Annotated in this window: 10 protein-coding genes and 1 pseudogene; 5 read left to right on the plus strand and 6 right to left on the minus strand. The window is 71.7% G+C overall.

All coding sequences use genetic code 11. The annotated features are described in order from the left end of the window. Positions 1–20: 20 nt before the first annotated feature. Both AB0447_RS15050 and AB0447_RS15055 read left to right on the plus strand, forming a co-directional pair. Complete coding sequence (locus AB0447_RS15050; protein WP_366477059.1) at positions 21–1,223, plus strand: cytochrome P450; 1,203 nt, start codon at positions 21–23, stop codon at positions 1,221–1,223. A 91-nt stretch (positions 1,224–1,314) separates the two neighbouring features. After that, positions 1,315–1,986, plus strand: a complete 672-nt coding sequence (locus AB0447_RS15055) for a helix-turn-helix domain-containing protein (RefSeq protein WP_366477060.1) — start codon at positions 1,315–1,317, stop codon at positions 1,984–1,986. Positions 1,987–2,314: 328 nt separating this feature from the next. Here AB0447_RS15055 and AB0447_RS15060 read toward each other — a convergent pair whose 3' ends face one another. Continuing rightward, complete coding sequence (locus tag AB0447_RS15060) at positions 2,315–3,220, minus strand: hypothetical protein (RefSeq protein ID WP_366477061.1); 906 nt, start codon at positions 3,218–3,220, stop codon at positions 2,315–2,317. 793 nt (positions 3,221–4,013) lie between these two features. Here AB0447_RS15060 and AB0447_RS15065 point away from each other — a divergent pair. Continuing rightward, the gene (locus AB0447_RS15065; protein ID WP_366477062.1) at positions 4,014–4,739 is read left to right on the plus strand and encodes a peptidylprolyl isomerase; all 726 of its coding nucleotides are present in this window, start codon (positions 4,014–4,016) and stop codon (positions 4,737–4,739) included. 702 nt (positions 4,740–5,441) lie between these two features. Here AB0447_RS15065 and AB0447_RS15070 read toward each other — a convergent pair. Further along, entirely contained in the window at positions 5,442–7,580 is a 2,139-nt protein-coding gene (locus tag AB0447_RS15070; protein ID WP_366477063.1) for a hypothetical protein, read from the minus strand. A gap of 314 nt (positions 7,581–7,894) precedes the next feature. Continuing rightward, positions 7,895–8,665 carry a hypothetical protein gene (locus tag AB0447_RS15075; protein WP_366477064.1) on the minus strand — a complete coding sequence of 257 codons (771 nt, stop codon included), beginning with the start codon at positions 8,663–8,665 and terminating at the stop codon, positions 7,895–7,897. 199 nt (positions 8,666–8,864) lie between these two features. Here AB0447_RS15075 and AB0447_RS15080 point away from each other — a divergent pair, with 199 nt between their 5' ends. Continuing rightward, positions 8,865–9,206 (plus strand): DUF2199 domain-containing protein, encoded by a 342-nt coding sequence (locus tag AB0447_RS15080; RefSeq protein ID WP_366477133.1) that lies wholly within the window; start codon positions 8,865–8,867, stop codon positions 9,204–9,206. 224 nt (positions 9,207–9,430) lie between these two features. On the opposite strand, the pseudogene AB0447_RS15085 reads toward AB0447_RS15080, so the two are convergent. Together AB0447_RS15085 and AB0447_RS15090 are read right to left on the minus strand one after the other, a co-directional pair. Beyond that, positions 9,431–9,568 (minus strand): annotated as a pseudogene (locus tag AB0447_RS15085) (DUF5954 family protein); the annotation flags it as partial. Further along, positions 9,547–9,819, minus strand: coding sequence for a hypothetical protein (locus AB0447_RS15090; protein WP_366477137.1), 273 nt, complete (start codon positions 9,817–9,819; stop codon positions 9,547–9,549). The gene AB0447_RS15090 and the pseudogene AB0447_RS15085, both read right to left, overlap by 22 nt. On the opposite strand from AB0447_RS15090, the gene AB0447_RS15095 reads away from it, so the two are divergent. After that, complete coding sequence (locus AB0447_RS15095) at positions 9,773–10,207, plus strand: hypothetical protein (RefSeq protein ID WP_366477065.1); 435 nt, start codon at positions 9,773–9,775, stop codon at positions 10,205–10,207. The two genes, AB0447_RS15090 and AB0447_RS15095, sit on opposite strands and share 47 nt — an antisense overlap. Positions 10,208–10,650: 443 nt before the next feature. On the opposite strand, the gene AB0447_RS15100 is transcribed toward AB0447_RS15095, so the two are convergent. Then, positions 10,651–12,129 carry an RICIN domain-containing protein gene (locus AB0447_RS15100; protein WP_366477066.1) on the minus strand — a complete coding sequence of 493 codons (1,479 nt, stop codon included), beginning with the start codon at positions 12,127–12,129 and terminating at the stop codon, positions 10,651–10,653. Between the last annotated feature and the right edge of the window lie 195 nt (positions 12,130–12,324).

Genomic DNA, 12,324 nt, shown 5'->3' on the forward strand with positions numbered 1-12,324 from the left:
CGAAAAGCAAAGGGCCCGTCATGCCTGCCCCGACTCTCGACCAACTCGCGCCCACCGGAACGGACTTCAGCGCCGACCCCTACCCCGTCTACGCCGCCCTGCGTGAGAAGGGCCGCGTGCACCGTGTCCACATTCCCGGGAGCGGTGACGTCTGGCTCGTTCTCGGCCGCGACGAGGTGCGCGCCGCGCTGACGGACCCCCGGCTGCGCAACGACATACGGCACTCCGCGACGTGGGAGAGCGACGGTGGCAACGCCATCGGGCTGAACATGCTGCAGACCGACGCGCCCCAGCACACCCGCCTGCGCGCCCTGGTCGCCCGCGAGTTCACCGCCGGGCGGATTGAGGCGATGCGGCCTCGCGTGCAGCAGATCGCCGACGGCCTCCTCGACGCCCTCCCGCCCGTCGGGGCCACCGATCTGGTCGCCGACTACGCCCTGCCGCTGCCGCTTACCGTCATCTGCGAGCTGCTCGGAGTTCCCGTCGGTGACCAGTACCTCTTCCACACCTGGTCGACCGAGCTCGTCGCGCCGTCATCGCCCGCCGCGGCGGGTGCCGCCGCCGGCGAGATGAGCACGTACTTCGCCGCGCTCATCGCCGCCAAGGCCGGTGATCCCGGCCCGGATCTGATGAGTGCCTTGGTCCGGGCCTCCGCCGCACCGGACGGACTCTCCCCCGAGGAACTGCTCGGCATGGCCTTCTTGCTGCTCGTCGCGGGGCACGAGACCACCGTCAACCTCATCTCGGGCGGTGTCCTGAACCTGCTGCGCCACCCCGACCAGCTCGCCGCGCTGCGGGCGGATCCCGGCCTCCTCGACGGCGCCGTCGAGGAGATGCTCCGTCACGACGGTCCCGTCACCGCCGCGGCCTTCCGGTTCGCCGCGGAACCCGTGGCCATCGCGGGCGTCCGCATCGCGGCCGGCGACAGCGTGATGCTCTCCCTGGCCGCAGCCTCCCGAGACCCCGAACACTTCTCCGATCCCGACCGCTTCAACATCCGCCGTACCGCCCGCTGCCACCTCGCCTTCGGCCACGGCATCCACCACTGCCTGGGCGCGCCGCTCGCCCGCGTCGAAGGGCGGATCGCCGTGGAGACACTGCTGCGCCGGCTGCCGGACCTCGCCCTGGCCGTCGAGCCTGACTCCCTCGTACGCCGCCCGGGAACCATGCTCAGGGGCCTCGCCGGCCTGCCGGTGCGCTGGTCGCGGCGGCTCCCGGCATGACGCCGCCACCGATGGCGCTAGCATCCGTACCGGACCCAGGCCCCCGCCACCGGGCTGCGCACATGGGCACGAGAACACGAGGAGTGAGAGTGTGACCCCTGGCACCGAACGGCCCGCGCCGGTACGGCGTGACGCGCGGCGCAACCGCGAGCTGCTGCTGGCCGCCGCGCGCAAGGCCTTCGCCGCCCAGGGCCTGGACGCTCCCCTCGACGAGATCGCCCGCCGGGCCGGCGTCGGGAACGCCACCCTGTACCGGCACTTCCCCACCCGCGCCGCCCTGATCGACGCGGTGTTCCAGGACGCGCTCCAGGGAACGGTCGCAGCCGGGGAAGAAGCCCGCACCTCGGCCGACGCCTGGGAGGGGCTGGCCCGCTACCTGGAGGCAGTCTTCATGCTGCTGGCCGCGGACCGCGGCATCAACGATCTGATGACCACCCCAGTCGAGGGCGTGACCTCCCTCGACGCCGTCCACGTCCACAATCACCAGACGATGGCCCTGCTGGTGGACCGTGCCCAGCGGGACGGCGCGATGCGTCCCGATGTCACGGTCGAGGACCTGCTCATGAGCCTGGCCACACTGGGCCGTTCCGTCCCCTCCCTCGAAGCCGCGGGCCCGCCGCATGCCTGGCGCCGCCAACTGGCCCTGTTCCTGGACGGCTTGCGCGCCGAGACACGCCCTACATCGGCCCTGCCCGCGCCGGGCCTCACCGCGGAGCAACTGGCAGACATCCTCCTCGACCTCGGCCCGCACCGCTCGACCTGAGCCGTCCGCCGCCTGAGGGCTGGTTCCTGCGGCAAGGCCGATCTGTGTCGGCCGCCGGGTGAGCGCGGCAGCGCTGGGACCCTGCCCGCCCTGCCCGCCCTGCTCGACCAGCACATCCCCCTCAGCCCGGACCAGGCCGCGGCCCACCCCGGCGATCCGCCCCTACCTCCGCCCACAGCACCCGACCCTCGACCGGGGACCACTGGAACGAGGGCGGTGTCAGATGCCCGCCAGCACGGCGCTCAGGGGGCTCGCGCTCGCTGGCACGAAGGCTGTGCCCGGCCTTGCCGTACTGACGCGGGGTGGCGTTTGGCCTTGTCGGGCGCTGCTACGAAACCGGTACTCTGCGCCCCACGGACGACGGTTCAGGAACCGTAGGTGATGGACACCTGCGCCGATCCGGTGGCGGGGCCGGAAGTGCCGCCCGCCGGGACGAGGTTCGACCCGCCACCGCCGCCGCCGGGCCCGGCGGTGCCGTCGGCGCTGACCAGGAAGCAGCCGCCGCCTCCGCCGCCGTGCCAGCCGCCGCCACCACCGCCCCCGCCGAATCCGCCACCGCCAGTGCCGCCGGTACCGGGCGTGCCATCGGTGCCGGCCCTGAAGCCCTCGGGGCAGGCGGCTCGCCCTTGCCGCCGAGGGTCTGGGTTCCGCCGCCACCCCCGCCGCCGCTGTCCGGTCGCTCGCCGCCGGGCTTCCCGGTGTCGCCCGCGTCTCCGCCGGTGGCCTCGCGGACGGGGAATCCGGTGAAGCTGGAGCCGCCTCCGCCGCCCCCGCCGCCGGCGGCGACGATGAGGCGGGGGTCGGTGCCGGGAACGCCGGTCAGGGCACAGCTCGCGCGCGCCGAGCTGCAGGTGCGGACGTCACTGGCACCGCCGCCGCTGCCGCCGGGGCGCAGACCGGTGACGGCTCCGCCGCCCGTGTCGACGTTGACGTAGTACGTGGTGCCGGGCACCACGGTGAGGGTGCCGGTGACGGTGGCGCCGGACCCGCCCGCTCCACCCTCGATGGCGGACCGTCCCGGATCGCCGGTGGCGGTGACGGTCAGTCGGGTGACGCCGGCCGGGACGACGAACCGCTGGTTGGCGCCGGCGGTGAAGGTCTTGGTCACGGGCGCCGCTGCGGCGGGCGCCGCGGGCACTACCAGGGCCGCCGGCAGCGCCGCGGCGGCGAGCAGGAGCGCGGCCCGTCGGGCCGTGCACCGAGGGCGTTCGGATCGCTGTGGGGTCAAAGTCACGATGGGGACTCCTGGACAGGGCCGTGGCACCCACCCCCTGGGCGCGCGGACGTAGGTCGATGGTCCGGCCCCTGCGCGGGACCGTCCGCCGCGGACCGTCCGGGCCGCAGCGGTCAGGCGTCACGCTCTCCCTCAGTCTCCCCGTTTCCCGGTCCGCCCCCGCCTCCCGGCGTCCCGGTCCGTCCCGGCGTCCCGGATCCCGCAAGGACGGAGCGGGGACGCTCCAAGGACGCCCTCTCTACGTTGATCAAGTCCTCGGCTTGGCGCCCATGAGTATTCCGACCGGCAGAGGTCGGCAGATCTCGGCCTGACAGAGAGGACAGCGATGGGTAGGACGCTCGCGGAGAAGGTCTGGGACGATCACCTCGTCCGGGGCGTGGAGGGGGAGCCAGATCTTCTGTACGTCGATCCGCACCTGCTGCACGAGGTGACCGACCCGCAGGCTTTTGAGGGTCTGCGTGCTGGCCTCCGCAGGAGGTGGTGGTGCGTCGGTTTTGACGGTGGATCAGGGGCCGGGGTCGATGTCGTTGCTGCATGTGCGGGTGATGGCGGAGGCCGCTGGTGTGACGGTTCGAACGGTATGGGGCGGAGCCGTGTGAGGGCCGTCTGGAGCCTGTGGTGCGGCCGACGCCTACAGCGCCAGTGACTCCGTCGAGCAGGGACGTCAGCTGGAGGGCGAGGACCTCGGGGTCGGCCGGGCCAGCCTCCTTCCGTTGACTATTCCCGCGGACCAAACCCGAGCCCTAGACTGCGACCGCTCGAGGACTTGGCGATCATCGGGAGGGCGTGCGAGATGAAACGGGCACTGATCAGCGCATTCGCGGCCGTGGCGTTAGTCGTGTCCGGGGGGAGTGTCGCCACCGCTTCCGACGGTGCTCCGCCGCGCACGACGCACGGCCCCTGCCAGTACACACAGACCCCGGACGAGCCGCCGGCGCGCTCTGTTCCGCTGCCGCCTGACCCGCGGCGCACCCCCAGTCGTGGCACGGTTGATATGGCTGTTCCGACCAGCCAGGGCCCGCTCCCGCTGCACTTGGACCGGGCCAAGGCGCCGTGCACGGTCCAGAGTTTCCTGCACCTGGCACGGCATGGGTTCTACGACCGTACGGTGTGCCACCGTCTGACGGCGTACCCGACGCTGAAGGTCCTGCAGTGCGGCGACCCGACCGGTACCGGTGAGGGCGGGCCCGGGTACAAGTACAGGGACGAGCTGCCGGTGGACCTGCCGCCGGCACCGACCGATCCGACCGGCGCGCGCCGCCTCTATGGGCGCGGCCTGCTGGCGATGGCCAACGCCGGTCCGGACACGAATGGTTCACAGTTCTTCGTCGTTTACGGCGACTCCGCGCTGCGGCCGAACTACACGGTGTTCGGCACGGTCGGCGCCGACGGCATGACGACACTCGACAAAGTCGCCGCCGGAGGCATCGAACCGACCGCGGAGGACCCGGCACCGGTCGACGGCACACCCGTGCTGCGGACCGAGCTGCTCCGCGTCCGGCCGTCCTGCCGGCATTGACGCACCGCGGCGTGGCCACGTGCTCGATGAGCGTGCCTGGCGCCTGTGGCCGCCCCAGGCGGACTACGCCGGCCGGGTGAAGCGTCTGGGTGCGGAAGCGGAGGGCTCCGGGCCTTGTGCCCGGACTACGCGAAGCGCCCAAGCGCAACCAGTGGACTCCGTACGGTGCTGCCTGCGATCTCTCGGTTTCGTGACAGTGGTGTGAGAGGCAGCGAGGGTTTGTGCGTGGTGCTGGTCGGGGTCTGCTTCCGGGGCAGGTCTCACTGTCATGGATGCGAGAGATCGGGGTGATTCCACTGCCACGGGGCGGCAGTCGTGCAGGTGGCGCACTGGCACGAAACCGAGAGATCGCACTCGGAACCAAGCCTCGCCGGACCGGCCCTCTGGACCGCCACGATCCGAAACGGCAAGGTCGTCCAATGGCGCGTTTACACGGACACTCCGGAGGTTCGGGAGCAGCTGGCGGTTCAGGACAGCCCGTAGCGCAACGAGCTCCCGCAGACCACGGCTGCCTGGGGGCTCTGCCCCAACCCCCGCGGTGCGCCTCCGCGTACTCGCACGCTGTGGTTCGCGCGGGTTCCCCCGATGAAGGAACGGCCGGTGCAAGCGAGCGGTTCCTGAACAGGCAGCCACTGCCGGCGCCCAGAGGCCGACTGTTGGAGGATCCGCGCCGGCCCGCCCGGCCGCCGGAAGCGTCGGCGGTCAGGCGGTCACGGCAGCCGCGGTCGACAGGAGTTCGGGGAGGGAGCCGGTGAAGTCCGGGAGCAGGAGGAGTGCCGTCGCCCAGGCCTCCGGGTCGGTGCCCAGCTCCTCCCGGGCCAGCCTCCGGGCCTCGCAGTACAGCGGACGCCACGAAGGACGCTCCACCTCGGACGGGTGCGAGTGCAGGCCGACGAGGAAGGAGACGACCCCGGGGGCCGGGCGGCATCGCCGCACGACGTCGACGGCAGACAGGCGGCCGTCCTGAAGCGCCCGGGCCAGCCATGGCATGCCGTCGGCGTCGCCGTCCACGGGCCCGGCGCCCAGCGCGTCCAGGAGGAGCGGCCGTGGGCAGTCGTCCCGCTGGGCGAGGGCGCACAGCAGGTCCGCCCACAGCGGTTCGGCGGCGTGGGCCTGCAGCAGCTGCGGCCAGGGCAGGGTGGTTCCCTCGTCCGCGAGGTGACGAACCCGTTCGGCAACCGATTTGGGGGCCGTGCGACGCAGCAGGGACACCAGCCGTCCGGGTTGCTCCTCGGCGGCCAGGCGGGCCCGGAGCAGCGCGAGTCCGTCGGGCGCGGCCAGAGCTTGGCGCACGGTCTTGTGCGTGGCCGCGGGCAGCGGATGCTTGGCGCCGCTGGTGCGGCCGGGGAACTGCTCCTCCTCCATGAGTGACTGGACCGCCCCCGGACCGTGCTGCTCCCACAGCCGGATCAGCATGCGCAGCCGGCCGCCTTCCGTATGGGTCCTGATCCTGGCCAGCACCACCCGCAGCACCCGGGGGTCGCCGGACAGCAGGCCTGCACTCAACCAGTTCCGGTGGTGCCGGAGGTCGATCCAGCCGAGTTCGTCCAGGAGTCCGTCCGTGACGGGCACATGGCCGCCCCGCCGCCCCCGGCCCGCCAGGATCCGTGCCCGCTCCTGCCAGGCGATGGCACCGTAGAGGTAGAGCTTCTCGTTGACCTCCGGGTCGTCGAGATCCAGGAGTTCCTCGACGATTTCGCCGGGCAGGTCCCAGCGGGAGGCGTTGGCCAGATGGGCGGACCTGCCGTGGACGGCGATGATGCGTGCGCGCAGCCGCGGTGAGGGAGCACCGAAGACGAGCAGGTGCTGGACGGCCCGACCGTCCAGGTAGGGCACCAGGGCTTCCTGCGCCTCCTCCTCGGCATACTCGAACAACCGCTGGAAGAGCCCGCGAGGGCCCTCCGGCTCCCGGGAGGGGAAGGCTGCGCCGGTCGCACGGGGCCATGACGGGGCCCGGCTGCTGCGCGCGGCGTCGGCGCAGGCCGCCGCCACGAGTGCGGTGGCCGTCCCTTCGAACCGGCTGATCCGCCGGTAGAGGGCGAGCCACGCCGCGGGGTCGGCGCCCATCGGGGCCGTCAGTTCCCTAACGGCCTTGCGGACCAGTTCATCACCCTGTGGCAGGCATTGAAGGGCCTCGGCGGCGGGCGTCACGTCGGTCAACACCTGCTCGGCCGACAGCCAGCCCTCGGCCAGGCCGCGCCGCAGGACATCGGGTACGTAGGACCGCTCGTCCGCGACCTCGGGCCCGGTGAGCGCGGACAGCGGCAGCGGGCCTTTGCCCCGCACCAGCGTCGTCCGGGGATCCGCACGCAAGCCCTCGACGGCCAGTTCCTGCGGGCAGCCCGGCAACTGGTTGAGATCCATGATCGCGGAGGCGGAGAAAGGGCGCCTGTCGTGCTCGGCGCGGACCAGATCCCAGTCCGGAAGGACCCCTGCCGGTATCTTCCGGTCGCTGTGGAGACGGACGAAGTACATCAGTTCGTCGGTGGGCGAGATGTAGCCGTCGAGGAGCGCACCGGGATCGGGCGCCGCCGCAGCGCGGCGCAGCAGGGCGGCGAGGCCCGGGTGGCTCAGCCCGCCCTCCGCCTCGGCGAGTGAGGCCAGTGCCGCCAGCTGCTCCGGGCCGCCGTGCTCGAGCAGGGTGCGAGCGGCTCGCAGCACCATCGGCAGCGGTGCGTCGTGACCGCAGTGACGCAGGGCATGCAGCACCAGCTCGGGGAAGGGAGCGCAGAGCGCCGGAGAGAGTTGCGCAGACCAGGTCTCGCCGAGCAGTTCGTCGACCAGCCCGCCCGGCGCCCGCCATGCCCGGTCGGACGGGTCCGCGGCCATCAGCACGGCCACCCGTATACTGTCCCCGCACCTACGGGACCACCGCTCGGCCTCATACAGCGCACGGCCCACCTCGGGATCGCCCAGCCGCGCCAGGCGCAGACTCTGACCGGGCGTCGCGTTCCGCGCCAGCGTCACGAGCAATTCACGGTCGCCGGAGGCGAGTACCGCGTCCACGAGGCGCCGGGGCAGGTGCCACCAGTGACGCAGGAGATCGAGCGTCTCACCCCGCAGACGCCGGACCAACACGTCGGCCGTCGACGGCTCCGCCAGACGGTACGCGGACGCAAGCGCGGCCAACTCGATGTTCCCCACCCGAAAACCCCTCACCTCATGCCAGTAACCCAGACGCTATACGCAGGGTGTGACATCGAGTCCTGCGCCTTCTGGCAGCAGCCGCGGGAGGCCGCGACGACGAGGGCATGGGCGTCCTGGCCCGTGGCCGGACGGCAGGAGACCTCGACCGCGTTCGTGACCTGATCCCGGGCGACTGGTGTGCGTGTGTGTGTGGGGGGGCAGCGGTTGGGTGTCAGCCGGTGGCTGTGCTGGGGAGGTGCTGGGTGAGGTCTCCGATGCCGTCGATCGGAGTCCTCGACACCGACTTGGTTGCCGAGCCGGTGACGCTCCAGGCGGAGCGCGCCGAGGTGCCGTACTTCGTACACCTTTCGCCGCCAGGCGACGCCGTCCGTCTCGGCGGAATATTCGTAGGCGTCGAAGAACGCCATGCGCTCGTCCTGCTTGGCCCGGGCCATCCGCATCGGCCAGTCCGCCTCCGGGTCTCCCCACCAGGTGCGGTCCATGTCGAGCACGCCGCAGCTCTTCGGCATCGGGGCCGGGGCGAGCATGGTGTTGCCCGTCCACGGATCCCCGGTCAGATGCCGGGGCTGCACGATCTCGTTCAGGACCTGCGCTCCGGCCTGGGCCACGTCCGCGGCCTTGCGCAGGTCGGCCGCGTCCAGACCGCAGCCCTCGACGTCGTCGGCGATCTGCCGCAGGGACGCCACCACCGCTTCGCTCCAGCAAGGGTGGCCGGGACCGGCGACGGGCCCGAAGTGCGGCCCGGCCACCGAGTGCACGGCGGCAGCGATCTCGCCCACCGCCGAGGAAATGGTCGGGCACTACTGACCGCCTGACCGCGGCGTATGCAGGTTGCCGCTCGCTAGCCGGACCGCAGGGCGTGGCCGGAGGGGCTACCGGCCGAGGTGGTACCGGAGCCCGTCACTAAGCTCCATCGCCATGACCAGTGATCTCGGATTCACCTGCTGGTGCTGCGGCGCTCACCACCCGGAGCTGCCGATGAACTACACGGCCGACGCCCCAGCCGTGTGGGATCCGGCCTTCGCCGACGCCGGCGACTGCCTGCTCTCATCGGACCAGTGCGTGGTCCGTGCGCAGCACTACTTCGTCAAGGGCCTGATCGAGATACCGGTCATCGGCACCGACGAGCCGGTCTACGCCCCCACGACCCTCAATCTCAAGACCCACGTGCACACCCGGCCGGCCGGTGAGCGCCCCTACGTCGAGCTCGAGCCCACCGACCACCCCCTGGCCGTCGAACAGCGCACGGGGATGACCGTGGACCGTGTGCGGGAGATCGCGGCGGCCTTGTTCCATTCCGCCGGAAGTGAGCCGCTGTGATGCCCTATCGCCGATCCTGGTCGTGCATGCCAGCCTGAGCCGCAGGGCACAGAGGTTCGTCGAGGCGGACGGCATCCGTGTTCCTCAGCAGGGCATCCGGCCCCGCCGTGACGCGTGGGTGGGCATGGCGTCCCCGCTGCGGAGATCGACCGGGACGAGTCCAGGACTGCTGGGGCGGCATCGCCCTGCCGCCGGCCCCGGCGTACGAGGGCAGCCCGCGCAGTTCAGCCTGCGGGGAGTACGCGACCGTCCTCGTCGAGCTTGAGGTGGATTCGGGTGGGGTCCTGGGTGTTCACGTCGGATGGTCGGGGGCTTTCGGGTCCATCGGGGCCCCACCGGATCAGGCGTTGCCCACGCTGAACACCTTCAGTGCCGCCTGCATGGCCCCCTTGAGCTGCAGGATTCGGTCCCAGAGCAGGAACTCGCGTACTTGGTCGAGGTTGTGGGGCCAGCCGTCTCCACGGGCGGCGTTGTCCGCCTGCAGGCCGGCCAGCCGCTCTGGGGTGACCTCGGCTTCGACGAGGGCGTCGAGGCCTCCTTCGTGACGGCATGCGAGCCAGGTGGTGATGCATACCGGCAGCGAGACGTTGGAGTGCGAACCGGCGAGGTCCACACCGCTCTCTCGGGTCGACGCGCAGGCGCTGACCGGCTGGTTGGCCGAGCAACTCGGCCAGTTCCAGGTGGCGGTGGAGCGTCAGACGGAGGTCGAGCGAGACTTCCTGCGTCCGGACGAGTGGTGGACCCGGTCCCACACCGCCGAGCTGTGGCGGGTACCCGTCGGCGAGGTCGACGGCATAGCCGCCCAACGCGGCGTCGAAAGCCATCGGTACACGGCCCGGGCAGACGCGATGTCCAGCCCTGGCACTTCGGTCACCGTCTACGACCCCGGCCGGGCCTACGACGTCGCCGAAGAACTCCGCGCGGAACGAGCCGCCGGCCAGGCCGCCGACAGCACGGCAACCCCCGGCCCAGCCGAGGACGACGCAACGGATTCCCGCTGACTCAGTCGGGCCGGTCCTGAGGCTGTCCGGGGCTACCTCGCGCTGAACCGCGCCAGCGGCTCCGGTGACCCCTGGGCTTCCCCGGCGGGCAACTGCCTGCTGCTGGACCTGCGGACCGGCTGCTTCGGCGCCTCGTGCGGCACGGAGGGGGCCGACTGGGCCGCGCCCGCCACGGTCCCGGCCGGCCGAACTCCCCGCCTTCACCGGCGGCAGCCGGCGCTCCACGGACCTCTCCGCCACGGCCCTGGCCGCCCTGGACCGCACCGGCACCACCCAGCCCCGGCGGTTCGCCACCCCCAGAGCGCGACGGCGTACCTCTTCCTCGCCACGGCGCCCCGGCCCGCGCTAACGGTCGAGTACCGCTGGCGGACACGGGAACGGCCCGGTCCGGCACCACCCTGTGCGGTGCCGGACCGGCCGTCCGGTCGTATGTCGGTCCGCCGTCAGCGCTTAGGGCAGGCGGCCTGGGTGACCTTGCCGGGCTTGGCCGTCGATGTGCCGGGGTCCAGGGTCAGGCACTTGCCGGTCCACTGGTTGATGAAGTAGTAGCCGTGGGACTGGCCGTTGCTGTCGGTGTTGGTTGGCATGACGTTCCACAGCTGGCTGCCGGAGAACCACTTGGTCTCGCAGGGCCACCAGAAGAGCTGCGTGCCGTCGCCGGGCGGGGTCCCGTTGTTGTACGGGACGGTCAGGCAGGAGCCGTTGCCCGCCTTGATCCAGTAATAGCCCTTGCCGTCGTAGTTCGGCTTGGTGGCCGTCCACTGGTGGCTGCTGGGCGCCGGGTCCGCGCAGGCCCGCTGAGTGACCAGGCCGCCGGAGCCGTCGGGGAACTCGTCGCCGCGCACCATGCAGCGGTTGGTGCCGTAGGTGCTGACGTACTGCTTGGCGTCGTTGACGGTCCACACCGCCGGGTCGGGCTCGAAGACGTAGTTGTCGCGGTTGAGCTCATCGACCACCGACACGGGCGTGAGGCCCGAGTTGTCGGAGAGCTGGTAGTAGTCCACCGCGACGAAGTTCGGGTTGCGGCCGCCCGCGGCGGGCCGGCACGACTTCTCGATCCGGCTCTTGAGCTGGGTGCCGTTGTCGATCTTGGCGTAGGCCTTCGGGTCGGGGTTGTCCGAGCTGAACTGGTTCATGGTGAACAGAGGGGTGAGGCCGGTCGTCCCCGGCATCGGGTTCGTGTTCAGTGGATTGCCGTTCCGCGACTCGCAGCCGAACGGCTGCCCCAGGCCGTAGCTGTACCGGTTCTCCACGGTGTGCGACCAGGTGTTCATCAGGGTGCCGGAGCCGGCGGCCACGTCACCCCAGCTGTCCTGGAAGATCACCAGGCGCTGGTTGGCGGAGACCATGTCCTTCAGCCGCGGCCAGTTGCTGCTGAAGATGCCCCAGTCGTTCTGGTCGAAGAGCATCTTGCCGGCGCCCTTGGCGTCCAGCAGGTCGGTGACCGTCTTGCTCACCGTCTCCTTGCTGGCGTAGTTCTCCAGGAACAGGGTCACCACTTCCTGCGGGTTCTTCTGCAGGAAGTTCACGACGGTCAGGAGCCCGGCCTTGAACTCGTCGTAGCACACGCGCACATCGGGGCTGGTGCCGTGGCACATCTGCACGGGCCCGGTGCCCCGGGAGTCGTACGTGTCGAGCATCAGGCCCCGCACGCCGCCCTCGAGCTGCTCCTTGATGCTCTGCGACTGGTTCGGCGGCACGGGCCACTGCGTGTCGTCGTCGGCGTAGGCGTTGTGCGAGGTCACGAACGACCACTGGTGGTAGCGCGCGTTCCCGTACTTGCTGCTCGCCGCCACCGCCCCCGTGGGAGCCGTCAGCACCGAGGCCAGGACGAGGAGCGCGAGCGCCGGCAGGGCGAGCAGGCGCAGCAGGCGAGCACGGCGGTCGGCGCCCGGACGGGGCGCGGTACCACTGGTTCTCATTGTGAAATTCCCCTGGTAGAAGCGGCCGCCGGCGTCCGCGGGCGCGGTACGGCGGCGACCGGGTGTACGGAGGTCCCCCGCGCCCGGCGCGCAGCCGCATGCGGGAGCGCGGGCGGAGCGGTGACGGACCGGCCCCGGGCGGGGGCTGGTCGGGCTCCCTCCCGGGTCGCCCCAGCCAACCGCGGCCGGCCGATC

The sequence above is a fragment of the Streptomyces sp. NPDC051211 genome, assembly GCF_040689505.1.
Lineage (GTDB): Bacteria > Actinomycetota > Actinomycetes > Streptomycetales > Streptomycetaceae > Streptomyces.